The organism is Methylobacillus arboreus, assembly GCF_020532725.1.
In the GTDB taxonomy this organism is placed as follows: Bacteria; Pseudomonadota; Gammaproteobacteria; order Burkholderiales; family Methylophilaceae; genus Methylobacillus; species Methylobacillus arboreus.
Genome location: NZ_JAJAVC010000003.1, coordinates 126059 through 142980, shown reverse-complemented (window position 1 = coordinate 142980; position 16922 = coordinate 126059). Strand labels below are relative to the sequence as shown.

The 16922-nt window shown below is 55.2% G+C and carries 15 protein-coding genes, 1 tRNA gene and 1 riboswitch; of the genes, 3 read left to right on the top strand and 13 right to left on the bottom strand.

Going from position 1 to position 16922, the window contains the following annotated elements; genetic code table 11:
* Positions 1–71 precede the first annotated feature (71 nt).
* Positions 72–1445 carry a di-heme oxidoreductase family protein gene (locus LG198_RS00685; RefSeq protein ID WP_230341254.1) on the top strand — a complete coding sequence of 458 codons (1374 nt, stop codon included), beginning with the start codon at positions 72–74 and terminating at the stop codon, positions 1443–1445.
* Between the two features lie 86 nt (positions 1446–1531).
* Complete coding sequence (locus LG198_RS00680; protein WP_230341253.1) at positions 1532–3175, top strand: SulP family inorganic anion transporter; 1644 nt, start codon at positions 1532–1534, stop codon at positions 3173–3175.
* 28 nt (positions 3176–3203) lie between these two features.
* On the opposite strand, the gene LG198_RS00675 is transcribed toward LG198_RS00680, so the two are convergent.
* Complete coding sequence (locus tag LG198_RS00675; protein WP_230341252.1) at positions 3204–3398, bottom strand: DUF779 domain-containing protein; 195 nt, start codon at positions 3396–3398, stop codon at positions 3204–3206.
* 65 nt (positions 3399–3463) lie between these two features.
* A riboswitch (TPP riboswitch) is annotated at positions 3464–3562 on the top strand.
* 75 nt (positions 3563–3637) lie between these two features.
* Between LG198_RS00675 and LG198_RS00670 the strand changes: the two genes are divergently transcribed.
* Positions 3638–5794, top strand: coding sequence for a TonB-dependent siderophore receptor (locus LG198_RS00670; RefSeq protein ID WP_230341251.1), 2157 nt, complete (start codon positions 3638–3640; stop codon positions 5792–5794).
* Positions 5795–5961: 167 nt separating this feature from the next.
* Here LG198_RS00670 and LG198_RS00665 read toward each other — a convergent pair whose 3' ends face one another.
* The 12 genes from LG198_RS00665 to LG198_RS00610 all read right to left on the bottom strand — a co-directional run bounded on the left by LG198_RS00665 (position 5962) and on the right by LG198_RS00610 (position 16918).
* The gene (locus LG198_RS00665; protein WP_230341250.1) at positions 5962–6336 is read right to left on the bottom strand and encodes a DUF779 domain-containing protein; all 375 of its coding nucleotides are present in this window, start codon (positions 6334–6336) and stop codon (positions 5962–5964) included.
* A gap of 102 nt (positions 6337–6438) precedes the next feature.
* The gene (gene adh, locus LG198_RS00660) at positions 6439–7959 is read right to left on the bottom strand and encodes an aldehyde dehydrogenase (RefSeq protein WP_230341249.1); all 1521 of its coding nucleotides are present in this window, start codon (positions 7957–7959) and stop codon (positions 6439–6441) included.
* Between the two features lie 253 nt (positions 7960–8212).
* A tRNA-Pro gene (locus LG198_RS00655) sits at positions 8213–8289 on the bottom strand.
* An 84-nt stretch (positions 8290–8373) separates the two neighbouring features.
* The gene (locus tag LG198_RS00650; RefSeq protein ID WP_230341248.1) at positions 8374–8790 is read right to left on the bottom strand and encodes a MerR family transcriptional regulator; all 417 of its coding nucleotides are present in this window, start codon (positions 8788–8790) and stop codon (positions 8374–8376) included.
* Positions 8771–9073 (bottom strand): integration host factor subunit alpha, encoded by a 303-nt coding sequence (locus LG198_RS00645; RefSeq protein WP_230341247.1) that lies wholly within the window; start codon positions 9071–9073, stop codon positions 8771–8773. The genes LG198_RS00650 and LG198_RS00645 overlap by 20 nt, the downstream gene beginning before the upstream one ends.
* Before the next feature lie 24 nt (positions 9074–9097).
* A complete protein-coding gene (gene pheT, locus LG198_RS00640; protein WP_230341246.1) occupies positions 9098–11452 on the bottom strand; it encodes a phenylalanine--tRNA ligase subunit beta in 2355 nt (784 codons plus the stop codon).
* Between the two features lie 27 nt (positions 11453–11479).
* Positions 11480–12463 (bottom strand): phenylalanine--tRNA ligase subunit alpha, encoded by a 984-nt coding sequence (pheS, locus tag LG198_RS00635; RefSeq protein ID WP_230341245.1) that lies wholly within the window; start codon positions 12461–12463, stop codon positions 11480–11482.
* A 152-nt stretch (positions 12464–12615) separates the two neighbouring features.
* A complete protein-coding gene (gene rplT, locus LG198_RS00630; RefSeq protein WP_230341244.1) occupies positions 12616–12978 on the bottom strand; it encodes a 50S ribosomal protein L20 in 363 nt (120 codons plus the stop codon).
* Positions 12979–12989: 11 nt separating this feature from the next.
* The gene (rpmI, locus tag LG198_RS00625) at positions 12990–13187 is read right to left on the bottom strand and encodes a 50S ribosomal protein L35 (RefSeq protein WP_025872951.1); all 198 of its coding nucleotides are present in this window, start codon (positions 13185–13187) and stop codon (positions 12990–12992) included.
* 108 nt (positions 13188–13295) lie between these two features.
* Complete coding sequence (gene infC, locus LG198_RS00620; RefSeq protein ID WP_230341243.1) at positions 13296–13805, bottom strand: translation initiation factor IF-3; 510 nt, start codon at positions 13803–13805, stop codon at positions 13296–13298.
* Between the two features lie 83 nt (positions 13806–13888).
* Complete coding sequence (gene thrS / locus LG198_RS00615; RefSeq protein WP_230341242.1) at positions 13889–15796, bottom strand: threonine--tRNA ligase; 1908 nt, start codon at positions 15794–15796, stop codon at positions 13889–13891.
* 111 nt (positions 15797–15907) lie between these two features.
* Complete coding sequence (locus LG198_RS00610; protein WP_230341241.1) at positions 15908–16918, bottom strand: TIGR03790 family protein; 1011 nt, start codon at positions 16916–16918, stop codon at positions 15908–15910.
* Positions 16919–16922 lie beyond the last annotated feature (4 nt).

Sequence of the window (16922 nt, the reverse complement as noted above, 5' to 3'; positions counted from 1 at the left end):
TGCCAAGGACTGCAACGCAGAGCGGGCGCGTTTTGGGGCCATGCCCTTCGGGTTGTCCCCATGAAATGACTTTGAATAGGCTCTTAACCTCCATGCGCCGTTTTCCGCCACTGGTTCTTTGCATACTCGCCAGCCTGCCTATCAATGCCAGTGAAAGTGAGCCTGCCCAGGTGCTCACTACCAATACCAGCCGCGAGGCCTACACCCAGGCTGTCACCCCGCTCACTGCGGAACAAAGGCAGCATTTCGTGCAAGGCAGAAGCCTGGTGCGACAAAGCTGGATCATTTCCCCGGCGCTGGATCGTGACACTGCTGGACTAGGGCCTTTATACAACCGCAATTCATGCATTGCCTGCCATGCCAAGAACGGGCGCGGCTTTGCGCCCGATGGGCCGGCGGAATCCATGCGCGCCATGCTGGTACGCCTGAGTCTGCCGGGGCAATCCGCCACCGGCTCCCCTTTGCCGCATCCACATTATGGCGATCAATTGCAGGAATTTGGTGCCCCCGGCGTTATCGCAGAGGGCCGCGCCCATATTGAATATGAAGAAACCGAGGTGCTACTGAACGGTGGAGAAATGGTCAGGCTGCGCAAGCCCAGCCTGAAATTAAGCCAACTCGCTTACGGGCCGTTGCCAGATGACTTGCAAACCTCTGCCCGCATTGCGCCTGCCATTTATGGCATGGGCCTGCTGGAAGCCATCCCTGACAGCACATTGCTGGCACTACAGAATCAGCCAAAACCCGGCAAGATCAAGGGGCGCGTCAATATGGTATGGGGCGTGGAACAAAAGCAGCATGTGATCGGCCGCTTTGGCTGGAAAGCCAACGTTGCAACATTGCGCGAGCAGACTGCCAGTGCATTGGCAGGCGACATGGGCCTCAACTCCAGCCTGTTTCCTCATGGGAATTGCGCAGCGAAGCAAACCGCCTGTCAGGCAGCGCCTGTTTCCGGCAACCCTGAAATCAGCACAGCCCAGTTACAGCAAATGGAGTTCTACCAGCTTGCACTCGCCGTGCCTGTCCCACGCCGTCAGCACCATCCGCTGGTACGACAAGGGGCCTTGGTATTCCGCCAGGCGCAATGTGCCGCCTGTCACCAGCCCGAAATCAAGACCGGTGAATTTTTAAGGTTGTCTGCCCTCAGCAACCAGACCATCTCACCCTATACCGATCTGTTGCTGCATGATATGGGTCCGGACCTCGCCGACAACCGTGCGGATTTCGAGGCCAGCGGCAGCGAATGGCGCACCTCTCCATTGTGGGGTATAGGCCTGGCCAAACAGGTAGAGGAAAAAATCGGCTTCCTGCATGACGGACGTGCAAGAACCCTGCTGGAAGCCATACTATGGCATGGCGGAGAAGCCGAAGAATCCAGGGAAATGGTACGACAGATGACGCCAGAAGATCGCCGGGCGTTGCTGGCTTTCATCGAATCATTGTAAGCCTCCTGACCTTCTTGCGGGCAGTATAAAAAGGCCTATGATATGCATATTGCCTACATACCATTTACATTGCAGCCCATTAGATCATGATCGCCATCCTCGAAGCCCAGCGCGCTGGTTTGCTTTCCCGCAAATACTGGGCCCGCAACATCATGTCGGGGTTGATTGTCGGCGTAGTCGCACTGCCGCTGGCAATGGCGTTCGCGATTGCTTCGGGCGCCAAGCCCGAACAAGGTTTGTACACCGCGATCGTCGCCGGGACACTGGCCTCGCTGTTTGGCGGCAGTCGCTTGCAGATCACCGGTCCGACAGGCGCATTTATCGTCATTCTCTCGGGCATCACCGCCAAGTATGGGTTTGCTGGCTTGCAGATCGCCACCCTGATGGCAGGTGCCATGCTGCTGGTCATGGGGCTTACCCGCATGGGCAGCGTCATCCGTTACATTCCCGAACCCGTCATCATCGGCTTCACCAGCGGTATCGCCGTCATCATCTTTGTCGGGCAATGGCAGGATTTCTTCGGGCTCGCGCCGCAAGCTTCGCACCACTTCCACGAAAAACTGCTGCATCTGGTCGCAGCCCTGCCACAACTACAGCTAGAAACCACGTTGCTTGCTGCATTTACCCTGGCTGTATTGATACTTTCAAATAAATACCTGAAAAAAATCCCGGGTCCCTTGGTTGCCATCGTGATCGCGACCATCGCCCAGTCCATATTCAGCTTTAAAGAGGTGGCGACGATTGGCAGTGCATTCGGCGGAATTCCGCAGGCACTCCCCCATTTTGCGCTACCAGAGGGCATCAGCACCGCCACCATGATCGAGTTGATCGGGCCGGCGTTTACCATCGCCCTGCTGGGTGCCATTGAATCGCTGCTGTCCGCGGTCGTGGCCGACAACATGGCCGGTACTCATCATCAATCAAACCAGGAGCTGATCGGCCAAGGCATTGCCAACATCGCCTCCCCGTTATTCGGCGGCTTTGCAGCCACGGGCGCATTGGCCCGCACCGCAACCAACATCCGCAATGGCGCCAACAGTCCGCTCTCAGGTATCGTGCATGCGATTACCCTGGTGTTGATCGTCGTATTCCTGGCGCCGCTGGCCGCGAATATCCCGCTGGCCGCGCTCGCGGCGATTCTGTTTGTCGTTGCATACAACATGAGCGAAGCCCATCGCTTCCTGCATATGGTCAGGACTGCGCCGCGTGCGGATGTGGCCGTGCTGCTGATCACTTTTTTGCTAACCGTGTTCAGCGACCTGGTGATTGCAGTGAATATTGGCGTCATGCTGGCAACGCTGCTTTTCATGAAACGCATGGCCGATACGGTGAATGTCACACAATTGAACGAGCAGGATTTGGCAGAGGAATATGGCCAACGCCCATGGGGCCTGCCTGCGAGCACACTAGTGTATCGCCTGGAGGGGCCGTTTTTCTTTGGAGCTGCGGAGCATCTGCAACACCGCCTGCAAACCATACGCAACGATACTGACACCATCATCCTGCGGATGGCACGCGTCCCCATTATAGATGCTACGGGCATACAAGCATTGTGGAATCTATGGGATACCTGCAGGCAGCACCAGATCCGCCTGGTGATTGTCGAGGCCAGGCCCAATATCCTGGAAAAACTGCGCAAGTCTGGCCTTACAGCCCAAATCGGCGAAGACAATGTATTGCCGCACTTACATCTGCTATGGCCTGATATTCCCCAGAATCGCCATCATTGAACGCTCTTCCGTATCAGCCACATTGCTTTCACCGACTCCAACTCCTGATCCGTGGATAATCTGGAACGGATGAGGAAACACCGCCCTGTCTCGCCTGCTTCAGCGAAAACATGCCGTCATGTCTTGGAATGGCATCCAATGTTGGATAGGCATGCTCCCAGTATTCAAACTGGGTCTTGTGCATGATGAATTTCACTTGAGCAGATAGCCGATTATCTGCCATACGCAATATCTAACCCTGTTCGCGACGGAAAATTGGCATTTTCTGCACATTCTTTGTTAGTATACGACCCACGCTAGGGGTCCTGAAGAGCCGATCTTCGGGTGAGACATACCCTTGAACCTGACCTGGATAATGCCAGCGTAGGAAAGCGCAAAGCCACTCAAGGTCGATTCATTTCCCCGAGGTGGGCTCTTTGTTTGCTCCTGCGCGTGCTTGTCCCTAACGCGAGTGAACAAACAATGCCTGCTTTTACTTTCCGTCAACAACTCAGCATGCTGGCTGTCGCCTGCGCATATGCGCCTGCTGCGCTGGCCCAGACCGCCGATACTGCTGATGCCCAATTGCCAGAGGTCGTTGTCAGCTCCACCACGAATGCGAGCATGGCACGCCGCGCCAGCATCGGCAGCTTTCCCGAAGCATCGCTGCTGGAGACGCCAGCCTCGATCAACGTGATCACGCAGGAGCAGATGCAGGACCGCAGCGTGCGTTCCGCGACTGATGCCGTGAAGTGGGATGCCAGCGTGCAGAACTCCTACAATGCGGTAGGCCTGGCGGACTGGTTCGCGATTCGGGGCTTCGTGCTCGACCAGGGCGCCAACTATCGAAAGGATGGCATGGTGATTCTTGCGCAGGCCATGGTGCCGATGGAGAACAAGGAGCGCATCGAGATACTGAAAGGCCTGGCCGGCCTGCAGGCAGGGATTGCCGCGTCGGGCGGCATGCTCAACTACGTGACCAAGCGCCCTACCGATGCCCCGCTGCGTTCGGCGACGTTCGAGGTGCGTGAACGCGGCACGGTGTACGGTGCGGTAGACCTGGGCGGCCGCTCTGAGGACGGCGTCTTCGGTTATCGCATAAACGCCGCGGCGGAAGACATCAAGTCGTATGTCGATAGCTCGACAGGCAACCGCAACTTCATTTCGGGCGCGTTTGACTTCCGCCTGAGCCAGCGCGCGCTGTTGCAGCTCGACCTCGACTACCAGCACAAATCGCAACTGACCGTGCCGGGTTTCCAGCTGCTCGGGCCTGAGCAGCGCATCCCGACCGGCATCCGCGCCAAGCAGATGCTCAACGACCAGTCCTGGAGCCGCCCTGTCGTCGATGACAGCCACAACATCGGCCTGAAATTCGATTACACATTAAATGACAACTGGCGCACCATCCTGCAAGCCAACCAATCGACCTTGCATCGTGATGATGCGGTGACCCTGCCTTCCGGCTGCCAGACCCAGGGGCTGATCGTCGGCTATTGCAGCGACGGCGGCTATTCGATGTACGACTTGCGCCGCAAAAACGACAAGCGCTCGATCACGACAACCCAGGCGCTGCTGCAGGGAAATTTCACGACAGGCAGCGTGCGCCATGACCTGACCACTGGCGTATCCACGCTGAACCGTCGCGATCGCTTTGCCGACTACGTATTCAACTATGTTGGCGAAAGCAATATCTATAACCCGGTCTACTACGACAATTTTGCACTCGCCGATGTCAATCCGGTCCGCTTGCGCCGCAAGGATGAGGAACGCGCGGTATTTGTGCAGGATGTCATGGCCTTGACTGACCAGCTCAAGCTGCATGCCGGCGTGCGCTATGTGCAGCTCAAGCGCGACCAGTTCAATGCTTCCGGCGAGACAACGCGCCGCACGGATGACGATTTTGTCTTGCCGAGCGTCGCCCTGCTCTACAACCTTCAGCCGTCACTGGCGGTTTACGGCTCATATTCGCAAGGCCTTGAACCAGGCGGCACAGCGCCGACCGGCACCACTAACGCCGAAATCATCATGGATCCCAGCAGGTCGAGGCAGGTCGAACTCGGTGTGAAAGCGGACGTGACGCGCGATGTCAGCCTGTCTGCCGCCGTATTCCAGATCAAACGTAACCATGAATATGTGGATGCCACGCCGACCTATGTCATCAACGGCACGCAAGTCAACCGTGGCCTGGAATTCGCTGCACAAGGGCGCGTCACGCGCGACTGGATGCTGGGCGGCAGCTTCACCGCGTTGCAAGCCAAGGCTGAAGGCACGGACGATGCGCGCATCGAGGGCAAGCAAGTTGGCAACGTGCCGAGATTCAAGTCTGCGGTGTATACCGAATATGCAATGCCGGGCCTGCCAGCGCTCAAGCTGAATGCGACCTGGCTTCACTCATCCAGCAAGGTCTTCGCGCCAAGCAATGAGATCGCAGCATTGAACAGGAAATTGGAGGGCTACCACGTGCTGAACCTGGGCGCACGCTACACCGCCAAGCTCGGCAATACGGCCACCACATTCCGCGCCGGCGTGGACAACGTGTTCAACAAATTCTATTGGGGCGACGCATCCAGCGCGTTCGGCGGCTACCTGATCCCGGGCGCGCCGCGCGTATTCCGCTTGTCGGCACAGGTCGATTTCTGACCAATACCGAAATTAAAGAAAAAGCCCCACCCAACTTTTGGAGCCACATTCACGTGAAATATTCGTTCAGTTAAGGTAAAAACGCCGCTACGGAATCATGCTTAGCGGCGTTTTTCTTGACTTACTATTGGATCATGAGCAATGCCGACACTCATTACCTATTTTGATCACCCGCATTGCTCCACAGGCTCCAGGTCCGCAAGTTCTTCATCCGTAAACAAACGCGAACGAATGAGGAAATGCTTGCCGGTAGCCTGCTCCAGCGAGAACATGCCGCCATGTCCGGGAATGGCATCAAGGGTCAAATGGGTATGCTGCCAATATTCGAACTGGGTCTTGTTCATATAGAACGGCACGCCGTGCACTTCGCCCACTTTGACATCCGACGTGCCGAGCAGAAATTCGCCCTCCTGCAGGCACATGGGCGCGCTGCCCTCACAGCATCCGCCTGACTGGTGAAACATGAGATTGCCATGCCTGGCCCGCAGCTCATCAATCAAGACTGCGGCAGACGGAGTAGCGGTAATCCGGCTCGCACTCATAAGTCCTCCTGATATCTTGGCAATTTGGCATGCCACAAAATAATAACGCCCAGGTTTGAACTCACAAACCCAGGCGTTGGACTAGCTACACGACATTAAAGTTTAGAAGAAGCCTAATGCATCAGGACTATAGCTCACAAGCAGGTTCTTGGTCTGCTGGTAATGGTCCAGCATCATGCGATGGTTCTCGCGGCCGATACCGGACTGCTTGTAGCCGCCAAATGCCGCATGAGCAGGATACAGGTGGTAGCAGTTGGTCCAGACACGCCCGGCCTGGATACCGCGGCCAACGCGGTAGGCACGGCTGCCGTCGCGGGTCCATAAACCGGCGCCGAGGCCGTACATGGTATCGTTGGCGATTTCCAGCGCTTCCTTCTCGTCCTTGAAAGTGGTGACGGACAAGACCGGCCCGAAGATTTCCTCCTGGAAGATACGCATCTTGTTATGGCCCTTGAACACCGTAGGCTCGATGTAATAGCCATCGCTCAAATCGCCACTCAGCTTGGTAGCCTTACCGCCTGTGAGCAGCTCCGCGCCTTCTTCCTGGCCAAGCTTGATGTAGGACATGATGATCTCGACCTGCTCGCTGGAAGCCTGCGCACCGATCATGGTCGACTTGTCCAGCGGGCTGCCTTGCCTGATCGCCTTCACACGCTTAATGGCACGTTCAATGAAGCGTTCGTAGATGGACTCCTGAATCAAGGCACGGCTCGGGCAGGTGCAGACTTCCCCCTGGTTCAAGGCAAACAGCGTAAAGCCTTCCAGCGCCTTGTCGAAATAGGCATCATCCTTGTCTATCACATCTTCAAAGAAGATATTGGGCGACTTGCCACCCAGCTCCAGCGTCACGGGAATCAGGTTCTGGCTGGCATATTGCATGATCAGGCGGCCGACAGAAGTCGAACCGGTAAACGCGATCTTGGCGATGCGCGGACTGGTCGCCAATGCCTTACCTGCCTCCACCCCATGGCCGTTCACCACGTTGAGCACGCCAGGAGGCAACAAGTGGCCGATGATTTCCAATACCACCAGGATCGATGCCGGCGTCTGCTCGGCAGGCTTCATGACTATGCAATTGCCTGCTGCCAGTGCGGGCGCCAGCTTCCAGGCTGCCATCAGAATCGGGAAGTTCCAGGGAATAATTTGTCCCACCACGCCCAATGGTTCATGGAAATGGTAAGCCACTGTTGTATGATCAATCTCGCTGATCCCACCTTCCTGGGCACGGATACAGCCTGCAAAATAACGGAAATGGTCGATCGCCAGCGGAATATCAGCCGCCAAGGTTTCACGGATGGGCTTGCCGTTATCGATGGTTTCCGCAATCGCGATGGTTTCAAGATTGGCTTCCATCGCATCTGCGATCTTGAGCAGGATATTGGCACGCTCAGAGCCAGAAGCCTTGCCCCAGGCATCCTTGGCAGCATGCGCGGCATCCAGCGCCAGGTTGATGTCCTTTTCATTGGAACGCGCCACCTGGCAAAACACCTTGCCAGTCACCGGACTGATATTGTCGAAGTACTGGCCGTCTACCGGCGCAACCCACTTGCCGCCAATGTAGTTGTCATATTTATTTTTGTACGGAACCTTAATACCTAGACCCTTCAAACTATCAATACTCATACTACACTCCTCCGAGAGTTATTAGACGAATGTGCTGATCAATCAGCTTCAGATATAGAAACAAGCAAAGCCGCCCCTACATATTTCGCCAATATACTCTCTAGTATAAATTTTGTCCTGCTCATGAGTATCTTTGGCGCCGCTCCTAATTTCAGACTTCATACAGAGGAACAAGCGGACAGTTAAGCGATGCGGAAACTAGCCAACAAAAAAGCCAGACACTTGAAAAGTATCTGGCTTCGATGATTCATTCTGGTCGGGACGGTGTGATTCGAACACACGACCCCTTGCACCCCATGCAAGTACGCTACCAGGCTGCGCTACGCCCCGAACCTATGCTCCAGATGTTACTGAAAGCAAGAAAGGGATTATAGCGAAAATCCTAGATTTGCGACAGGTAGAAACTGGATTTTATTAGTGTGGACTCAGCAGATTCAACACTTCGCGCAGTTCTGCACGCAACCCTGTGAGATCAACGCCAGGGGAGGTTGCTGCAATAGCATTTGGCGCCTGAACATTGGATGCTACCCCTTCAGAAGCTTCATGGCTCAAGCCATTTCCAGCATTTTCATCAAGACGGTTACGCGCACCGCTGATGGTAAAGCCCTGCTCATACAATAATTCACGTATGCGCCTGATCAGCAGGACTTCATGGTGTTGATAATACCGACGGTTGCCCCTGCGCTTGACCGGCTTCAACTGGGTAAATTCCTGCTCCCAGTAACGCAGCACATGAGGCTTGACGCCACACAACTCGCTTACTTCACCAATGGTGAAATAGCGCTTTGCCGGAATCGGCGGGAGCTGGATCTTAGGCGTTGGCTCCGGCATAAGCCTCCTCTACCTTGCTCTTGAGCTTCTGGCTGGCATGAAAAGTCACAACACGACGGGCGGTGATGGGGATTTCTTCACCGGTCTTGGGATTACGGCCTGGACGCTCTGATTTCTTACGCAACTCGAAATTGCCAAAACCCGACAGCTTGACGCTATCACCGGCTTCAAGGGCGGTGCGGATTTCCTCGAAAAATGCTTCTACCATGTCTTTGGCTTCACGCTTGTTCAGCCCTACCTGTTCAAACAGCAAATCAGCCAAATCAGCTTTTGTTAATGTCATGCAAAACCCTTCCCTACTACTTTTTTAATTTCTTAATGCTGCACCATGGTGCCGGACCAACAAATCCAGCAACTCGGCCATTACTGCATCGGCTTCTGCATCGGTCAAAGTTTTTTGAGTATCTTGCATAAGCACAAGAAATGCAAGGCTTTTCTTCCCTTCGGCTATGCCTTTTCCCCGGTAAACATCGAACAATGAAATCTCGCTTATCAGTGTATTTTTGCTGGAGCGCATAGTATCCAGCAAGGACTGGATAGGCGTGATTTCATCCACTACCACGGCAATGTCGCGACGCACCGGCGGGAACTTCGCCACCTGCGCATAAGAGGCGACCTCGCGTTGCAGCAGTGGCTCCACATCCAGCTCAAACAGGACGGCACTGCGAGGCAATTGATAATGCTGCTGCCACTTGGGATGCAGCTTGCCGATCCACCCGACCGGCTGGCCATCCAGCACGATCTGCGCCGTCTGGCCCGGATGCAATGCGGCATGCTGCGCGGCGACATATTGCGCCCGCCCATTGGTCAAGCGATCCACGGCAGCCTTCACATCGAAGAAATCCACTTCGCGCGCCGCAAGCGCCCATTGCTCTGGCTCGGCATCGCCATAAGCCAGACCGGAAATGCGTCCGACCTCGCGATATGCCGCATCCTCGGCAAAATAGGCCGAACCGATTTCAAACAGGCGCACGCGTTCCTGCCTGCGGTTGAGATTGTAAGTCAGGGTTTCGATGAGCCCAGCCCACAATCCGCTACGCATGACACTCAAGTTGCTTGCAATCGGGTTCTTCAATGCAATGGGATTGGCATTACCAAGAAAATCACGTTCCCAGGCTTCATCAACAAAGCTATAGCTGACGATTTCCTGATAGCCGCTGGCGGCCAAGGTATCGCGCAACCAGTTACGGCTCAGCCTAGCTTCTGCCGCGGGCAGCATCTGCAAATCATCATGCGGTGCCAGGGCTGGGATATTGTCATAGCCATGCAGGCGGGCAACTTCCTCGATCAAGTCTTCCTCGATCTCAATATCGAAACGGTAGCTCGGCGGTACCACTTCAAAGCCGCCATCAACCAACGTAAAACTGAAATTCAGACGTTCAAGCAGCGTGCCAACAATGGCAGCATCCAACACAATGCCCAGCACGGAATTTAAACGATCCAGCCGCAAGCGTACTGGTTTGCGCTCAGGCAAATCATGCAGCACTTCGGTGACAGGACCAGCTTGACCACCACAAATCTCCAGGATCAACTGGCTCGCCCGCTCAAGCGCCTGCACCGTATTGCCAAAATCAACCCCGCGCTCAAAACGGTAAGAGGAGTCGGTGGAGAAATTCAGGCGCCGCGCCTTGCCAACAATGACGGCCGGGGCAAAAAATGCACTCTCCAGGAAAATATTGCGGGTAGCGTCGCCAACTGCACTGCCATCTCCGCCCATGATGCCGGCCAGCGCCAGCGGGCTGCTATCATCGGCAATCACCAGCATGTCGTTGCTAAGGGTGACATTTTCATCATTGAGCAACAGCAATGCTTCACCACTGCGTGCATAGCGCACTTCGATGTCACCCTTGAGCTTATCCGCATCAAAGGCATGCAAAGGCTGGCCTTGCTCAAGCAGGACATAATTGGTGATATCCACGATCGCGCTGATACTGCGAATACCGCTACGTTCCAGCCTACGCACCATCCAGTCCGGTGTCGGCGCAGTGGCATTGACTCCCTGTATCAGGCGCCCCGCATAGCGCGGGCATGCGTCAGGCTCGCTCACTTTCACGCCCTGCTGCTGCGTATGCACAGCAGCCACGGGATTAATTTCTGGCAATGTCAGCGATGCTCCGGTCAACGCTGTCACATCCCGTGCAATCCCGGCAATGCTCAGGCAGTCAGTGCGGTTAGGCGTCAGTTTAAGCGTAAACAGCTTGTCATCAAGATCAAACAGTGCACGGATATCCTGTCCAACTTGTGCATCTGCGGATAATTCGAGTATGCCGTCGCTTTCTTCAGCCAGACCCAGTTCCTTGGCAGAGCACATCATGCCAAACGACTCGACGCCACGCACCTTGGCCTGCTTGATCTTGAAGCCCGGCAATTCTGCGCCCACCAGCGCACAAGGGGCCTTCAGGCCGGCACGGGCATTGGGCGCACCACAGACAATCTGCAACGGCTCGCCATTGCCGACATCGACCTTGCAGACTTGGAGGCGGTCGGCATCAGGATGTTTTTCGGCACTAATAATCTCGGCCACTACGACCTTGGTAAAGGCGGCCGCAACCGGCTCCAGTTCCTCCACCTCCAGGCCAGCCATGGTCAGTGCATGGCTGAGTCCCTGGCTATCCAGGGCAGGGTTCACATATTGGCGCAGCCAGTGTTCAGAAAATTGCATAGTGTTGATCTGTCAAAAAAATAAGGGCTAGGCAAACTGCTTGAGGAAGCGCAGGTCGTTTTCAAAGAACAGGCGCAGGTCATTGACACCGTAACGCAGCATGGTCAAACGCTCGACGCCCAGGCCGAAGGCAAAGCCGCGGTATTTCCCGCTATCGATGCCGACATGGCGGAATACCTCGGGATGCACCATGCCGCAGCCACCGATTTCCAGCCAACCATCGCCCCAACTCATGTCCATCTCGGCCGAAGGCTCGGTGAACGGGAAAAAAGACGGACGGAAACGCACCTGAAGGTCATCGCGCTCGAAAAAGCGCTGCAGGAAATCCTGTACCACACCCTTGAGGTTGGCGAAACTGATGTGCTCATCCACCCACAAGCCTTCCACCTGGTGGAACATGGGGGAATGCGTGGCATCGGAATCGACGCGGTATACGCGGCCAGGGGCAATGATCTTGAGCGGCGGCGCTTTGTCCTGCATATAGTGCACCTGCACAGGTGACGTGTGGGTGCGCAGGACATGCTTGTCATCCACATAGAAGGTGTCATGCATCGCACGGGCAGGATGGTCTTCCGGAATATTCAGCGCAGTGAAGTTGTAGAAATCGGACTCGATTTCAGGGCCTTCTGCTACCTCGAAGCCGATGGAGCGGAACAGCTCCTCCACCCGCCTCAAGGTCAGCGACACCGGGTGCAATCCTCCTGCGCCAGCGCTGCGGGCAGGCAATGTCACATCAATCGTTTCACTTGCCAACTGGCGATCCTGCTCTGCCTGCAGGATGGCATCCCGCCTTTGCCTGAGTGCTGCCTCAACCTGTTGCTTAACGACATTGATAGCGGCCCCTGCTGCCGGCCTTTCTTCTGCAGAGAGTTTGCCCAGGCCTTTCAATGCCTCTGTCAAACTGCCGCTTTTGCCAAGATAGCGCGCCTTGGCCTGCTCCAGGTCGGCGATACTGGCACAGGCTGCGAAATCCTGCTGTGCTTCGCTGATGATGTGATCGAGATTTTGCATGTTATGGTTTTGCCCTCACGGATGCTTTCACAAACAACCACTGACCCTTAGTTTACTCAACGCGGAAACCATGAGTCACTCAACAATGGCAGCTTGTGGAAAAACCCGGAAAAAAAAGGAGGCACAAGGCCTCCTTTTCTTATTGCTGTTGCTTAGGCAGCTGAGAGACCGGATTTAGCAAGTTCGGCAAACTTGGCAAACGCCTGCTTGTCGAACACAGCCAGATCGGCCAGCACCTTGCGGTCAACTTCAACCGCAGACTTCTTCAGGCCGTTGATGAAACGGCTATAAGTCAAACCATACTCACGGGCACCGGCATTGATACGTGCAATCCACAGTGCGCGGAATTGACGCTTTCTTTGACGGCGATCACGGTAAGCATACTGGCCAGCCTTCATCACCGCCTGTTTGGCAATGCGGTAGACGTTCTTGCGACGACCACGATAACCCTTGGCAGCGTTCAGAACCTTCTTGTGACGTGCACGGGCAATAACACCACGTTTTACTCTAGGCATCTCTTACCTCCTTACTGAGTAGGCATCATGGCGCGTACGCGCTTGACGTCAGTTGGGGAAATAATGGCCGTGCCGCGCAGGTTACGCTTCTGCTTGGTGGTCTTCTTGGTCAGGATATGACGCAGGTGAGAGTGAGTGCGCTTCACCTTGCCATTTCCCAAGAACTTGAAGCGCTTCTTGGCGCTGCTCTTGGTCTTCATCTTTGGCATTTTGTTCTCCTAAAAGGGATATTGAAAAAAGAGCAATCGGGCATGCCTTTAGGCCACGTCGCTACTTCCTTACTGCTTGCTACTACTCACAAACCTTGAAGCCAGGCCTCAAGGTTTTGCTTTCTTCTGCGGTGACAACACCATCACCATCTGGCGGCCTTCCATCTTGGGAAACTGCTCCACCACTGCATGTTCAACCAAATCAGCCTCAACCCTTTTCAACAGGGCCAAGCCAATTTCCTGATGGGTAATCTCACGACCACGGAAGCGCAAGGTCACTTTGGCCTTGTCACCTTCCTGCAGGAAACGGATCAGGTTGCGCAACTTCACCTGGTAATCGCCTTCGTCTGTGCCAGGCCGGAACTTGACTTCCTTGACCTGCACCTGCTTTTGCTTGAGTCGCGCCTCATGCTGACGCTTGCTCTCGGCATATTTGAATTTGCCGTAGTCCATCAAGCGGCATACAGGCGGGCTAGCCTGCGGCGCAATCTCGACCAGGTCGGTATCAACTTCTTCCGCCTTGGCAAATGCCTCATTCAGACTGACGATGCCTAACGGCTCGTTATCCACCCCAACCAACCGAATCTGTGGCGCAGTAATATCGCCATTGATCCGCAATTCCTTGTCCTGAGCTATCGCAAAATCTCCCGTTATTTAATAATGATGGTCAAAATAATAGACCGCGCTACTCGCGAGGCACCTTAGACCTTGTTGGCAATGTCGTTTTTCAAGCGCTCAATGAAAGCGCTTATCGGCATTGAACCCAGGTCTTCACCCTTGCGAGTACGCACGGCCACTTGACCAGCCTGCATTTCGCGCTCTCCAGCCACCAACAGGTAGGGGAGCTTCTGCAAACTATGCTCGCGGATTTTATAGGTTATCTTCTCATTTCTCAAGTCCGACTCGACTCTGAAGCCATTTTTCTTCAGTTCATCGACTACGGATGCCACATATTCCGCCTGTCCATCGCTGATATTCAGCACCATGGCTTGCAATGGTGCCAGCCACACCGGCATGGCACCTGCAAAGTTCTCGATCAGGATGCCAATGAACCGCTCCATGGAGCCGACAATCGCACGGTGCAGCATAACTGGATGCTTGCGGGTGTTGTCTTCATCGACATACTCCGCCCCCAAACGCTCAGGCAGATTGAAATCCAACTGGATAGTACCACATTGCCACAACCGGCCCAGGCTATCTTTCAATGTAAACTCGATCTTCGGGCCGTAAAAAGCACCCTCGCCCGGCTGCAAATCAAACTCCAGATTATTTTCGCGCAAGGCGGCCGCCAAGGATTCTTCAGCTTTATCCCAACTTTCGTCCGAACCCACGCGCTTTTCCGGACGTGTGGAAAGCTTGACCAGGACATCAGTGAAACCGAAATCCTGGTAGGCCTTGTACAGCATGACGATGAAGTTGGCGACTTCCGCCTTGACCTGGTCTTCGGTACAGAAGATATGCGCATCGTCCTGGGTAAATCCACGCACGCGCATCAGGCCATGCAAGGCGCCGGAAGGCTCGTTGCGGTGGCAGGAACCGAACTCCGCCAAGCGTAGCGGCAAGTCACGATAGCTATGCAGGCTGTTATTGAAAATCTGCACATGCCCGGGACAGTTCATCGGCTTCACCGCATAATCGCGGTTTTCCGAAGCGGTAGTAAACATGTTGTCGTGGTAGTTCTGCCAGTGGCCGGACTTTTCCCACATGACGCGGTCCATGATGGTAGGCGTGCGCACCTCCTGGTAGCCGAACTCGCGGAACATATTGCGCATGTATTGTTCGACTTCCTGCCAGATGGCCCAGCCGCGCGGATGCCAGAACACCATGCCTGGCGCTTCATCCTGCATATGGAAGAAGTCGAGCTGACGCCCCAGCTTGCGATGGTCGCGCTTTTCCGCCTCCTCCAGCATATGAAGATAGGCTTCCAGGTCATCCTTCTTGGCCCATGCAGTACCGTAGATACGCTGCAGCATTTCATTATTGGAATCGCCACGCCAGTAGGCCCCCGCCACCTTCATGAGCTTGAAAGCCTTGAGCTTGCCGGTAGATGGCACATGGGTGCCACGGCACAGGTCAGTGAAGTCATCCTGGGTATAAAGCGAGATTTCCTGATCCTGCGGGATGGAGGCGATGATTTCCGCCTTGTAGTCTTCGCCGATGGACTTGAAATAAGCTACCGCCTCGTCGCGCTCCATGACGCTGCGTATGATGGGGATATCACGCTTGGCCAGCTCCTGCATACGCGCCTCGATCTTTTCCAGGTCTTCCGGCGTAAAGGGCCTCTTATAAGAAAAATCATAGAAAAATCCGTTTTCTATGACCGGCCCGATGGTCACCTGGGCTTCAGGAAACAACTGCTTGACTGCCTGTGCCAGCAAGTGGGCGGTGGAGTGGCGGATAATTTCCAGTCCTTCCGCATCGCGGTCGGTAATGATTGCCAGATCTGCATCCGCGGTAATTTCATAAGAAGTATCCACGGCCTTGCCGTTGACCTTGCCGCCCACGGCAGCACGCGCAAGGCCGGTACCGATATTCAATGCGACATCGGCAACCGTCACCGGCCCGTCAAACTTGCGTTCGGAACCATCTGGCAAACGAATAACTGGCATATATCCCCATCCAATAAACAGCAAAAGCCGCATAACGGCTTTATCCACGTCAAAAATACGCAAAAACAGAGGCGAATTATCGCATAGAGGCAAGCCGTACCACAACCACGGCTAGCGGCGGTAAGGCGAAGCCAGCGGCTCGCCAATAAACACGCCCTGCACAGGCCAGGCCACGCTTTTCCAGTACGCCTCGATCGCAGAAGCCCCCATCAGGTAATGTCTGAGCAATACCGCAGGGTTGGGAAACTTTTGCCAGTAGTTGCAGGGCTCCGACACCGTGCCATAGCTTGCCGTGGCTCCGGCTTCCAGCCAGCGCAGGCTGCTCATCTGGCCGCTACCCAACAAATCGCCACCTGTTGAAGTCAAGTGATCCGCTATCGCACCCGGGAAGAACTGCAAGGTATCAAGATGCGGCACGGTGACCAGCCCGGTCTGGTAAATCATGACATCCTGCACATCGCGTATGCTGTCGGTCTTGAGGTTCTTGATCTCAAGGTAGCGCTGCGCCACCTTGCCGGACGGCGGGAAGAACACCGAGCGGCTGCTGCGATTGGTATCCGAAGTGGTCAGGTAATAAGCCGTGGCGGCAGGTGCGCTATAGTCGCTGGCAAATCCACGATCAATCAATGCCTTGGCCTCATCAAACGACTGCACTGGCAACAACATGGAAAGCCGGTAACCCAGGTCGTTAAAAGGCTTTAGCGAGCGCGAATTGAAATAGCGGTTTGGATGCTTGGCCGGGGCGCAGGTATTGGCGCATTGCTCCGGGTCAAACCCCATGGTGATGGCAGAAGTAATCGAGTTGCACTCTACAGCATAAGGCGCAGTCCACATCAGCACGATGACCTGGTGCCCTGGCTGCAACAGCGCATCCAGCTCCTGCCTGAACTGGCTGAAATACTGCGCACTCAGCTTTTTCGGGCTTCCAGGAATACTCACCTTGATGAGGTTATCCGCCGGAATGCTGCGCACCTTGAGATAGTATTCGCCTGCCCGCACACTATCCGGGTTATCGGTATTCACAATCACAGCCACATTGGCAGGTTGCAGATTATAGCCATCCTTGTTCGGCGTACGCAGGGAAATCGCCTCACCAGCCACCACCCCGAGACTTTGCAGCATCAAA

Bases quoted from the DNA above. Each gene is read 5' to 3' on its own strand.
- LG198_RS00645 (WP_230341247.1), bottom strand. From the start codon at position 9,073: ATGACATTAACAAAAGCTGATTTGGCTGATTTGCTGTTTGAACAGGTA.
- LG198_RS00670 (WP_230341251.1), top strand. From the start codon at position 3,638: ATGCCTGCTTTTACTTTCCGTCAACAACTCAGCATGCTGGCTGTCGCC.
- LG198_RS00610 (WP_230341241.1), bottom strand. From the start codon at position 16,918: ATGCTGCAAAGTCTCGGGGTGGTGGCTGGTGAGGCGATTTCCCTGCGT.
- LG198_RS00675 (WP_230341252.1), bottom strand. From the start codon at position 3,398: ATGGCAGATAATCGGCTATCTGCTCAAGTGAAATTCATCATGCACAAG.
- pheS (WP_230341245.1), bottom strand. From the start codon at position 12,463: ATGCAAAATCTCGATCACATCATCAGCGAAGCACAGCAGGATTTCGCA.
- LG198_RS00665 (WP_230341250.1), bottom strand. From the start codon at position 6,336: ATGAGTGCGAGCCGGATTACCGCTACTCCGTCTGCCGCAGTCTTGATT.
- LG198_RS00680 (WP_230341253.1), top strand. From the start codon at position 1,532: ATGATCGCCATCCTCGAAGCCCAGCGCGCTGGTTTGCTTTCCCGCAAA.
- rplT (WP_230341244.1), bottom strand. From the start codon at position 12,978: ATGCCTAGAGTAAAACGTGGTGTTATTGCCCGTGCACGTCACAAGAAG.
- pheT (WP_230341246.1), bottom strand. From the start codon at position 11,452: ATGCAATTTTCTGAACACTGGCTGCGCCAATATGTGAACCCTGCCCTG.
- LG198_RS00650 (WP_230341248.1), bottom strand. From the start codon at position 8,790: ATGCCGGAGCCAACGCCTAAGATCCAGCTCCCGCCGATTCCGGCAAAG.
- rpmI (WP_025872951.1), bottom strand. From the start codon at position 13,187: ATGCCAAAGATGAAGACCAAGAGCAGCGCCAAGAAGCGCTTCAAGTTC.
- adh (WP_230341249.1), bottom strand. From the start codon at position 7,959: ATGAGTATTGATAGTTTGAAGGGTCTAGGTATTAAGGTTCCGTACAAA.
- thrS (WP_230341242.1), bottom strand. From the start codon at position 15,796: ATGCCAGTTATTCGTTTGCCAGATGGTTCCGAACGCAAGTTTGACGGG.